This window comes from Roseateles sp. P5_E11 (assembly GCF_054049355.1).
Genome location: NZ_JBFUMO010000964.1, coordinates 1 through 1,399, shown reverse-complemented (window position 1 = coordinate 1,399; position 1,399 = coordinate 1). Strand labels below are relative to the sequence as shown.

2 protein-coding genes are annotated in these 1,399 nt (G+C 65.4%); both read left to right on the top strand.

Annotation, left to right across the window (positions count from 1 at the left end; all coding sequences use genetic code 11):
• Positions 1-380 (top strand): HAD family hydrolase (locus ACXJKR_RS32525; protein ID WP_457326373.1); only part of this gene is annotated, 380 nt, incomplete at its 5' end.
• The coding region (gene pcnB, locus ACXJKR_RS32520) for a polynucleotide adenylyltransferase PcnB (RefSeq protein ID WP_457326372.1) at positions 377-1,399 on the top strand (1,023 nt) is incomplete at its 3' end. The genes ACXJKR_RS32525 and pcnB, both read left to right, overlap by 4 nt.

Sequence of the window (1,399 nt, the reverse complement as noted above, 5' to 3'; positions counted from 1 at the left end):
TCGAGAAGCACCGTGCAGCGGGCGACCTCATCGCCCTGGTCACGGCGACCAATGAATTCGTCACAGCGCCGATTGCAGCGGCCTTTGGCATCGCGCACCTGATCGCCGTCGAGCTGGAACGCGACGCCGAGCAGCGCTACACCGGAGCCATTCGCGGCATCCCGAGCTTCCGCGAGGGCAAGATCGCGCGCGTCGAGGGCTGGTTGCAGGGCCTGGGGGCACAATGGCGCGATTTCGAGCGCGTGAACTTCTTCAGCGACTCGACCAACGATCTGCCCCTGCTTGAACGCGTCAGCCACCCTGTGGCGACCAATCCCAGCCCGACCCTCGCTGCGATCGCCGCCGAACGGGGCTGGCCCCAGTTGCACCTCTTCGCATGATCAAAAAGTTCATCGACAAACTGCTTGGCAAACCCGCCGCAGCCCCCAAGAAGACCAGCCCGCTGGGCAAACGGGTGGAGGTGACGGCCGAGGTTCACGGCATCAACCCGGATCTGCTTGACGAGCGCGCCGTCAAGGTCGTCAAGACGTTGACCGATGCGGGTTTCGAGGCCTATATCGTCGGCGGCGCCGTGCGCGACCTGCTGCTGAACATGCGGCCCAAGGACTTCGACGTCGCGACCAATGCGACGCCGGAACAGGTCAAGGGGCTGTTTCGCCGCGCTTTCATCATCGGCCGGCGCTTTCGCATCGTTCACGTTGTCTACGGCCGCGGTCGTGAGCACGAAGTGATCGAGGTCTCGACCTTCCGCGCGCTGCCGACGGAATCGGAAGCCATCGCCGGCAACGAGAAGACGGGCAAAGCCGAGCTGGATGGCAAGCATCACGCTGTGGATGCCAGCGGCCGCGTGCTGCGCGACAACGTCTGGGGCCCGCAGATCGAGGATGCTGCCCGTCGCGACTACACGGTCAACGCGATGTATTACGACCCGCAGCGCCAACTGGTGGTGGACTACCACGGTGGCCTCGCCGACGCCAAGGCCAAGCTGCTGCGCATGATCGGCGATCCCGAAACCCGCTACCGCGAGGACCCGGTCCGCATCATTCGCGCCGTGCGCTTCGCCGCCAAGCTGGGCTTCACGCTCGAGCCCAAGACGCTGGCGCCGGTGAAGGCCTCGTCGGCGTTGCTGGCCAATGTGCCGGCTTCGCGCCTCTTCGACGAGATGATCAAGCTGTTGCAGACCGGCCATTCCCTGGCCAGCATCGCGCAGCTGAAGAAGCTGGGCCTGGGCCGCGGCGTGTTCGCAGTGCTGGACGCCATGCTGACCGAAACAGGTGACCTGCACGAGGGTATGCGCGGCAACTTCGTGCGTCAGGCCTTCGAGGACACCGACCGGCGCGTGCAGGAAGGCCGCGGCGTCAGCCCCAGCTTCATGCTCGCCTGCATGCTCTGGCATGAA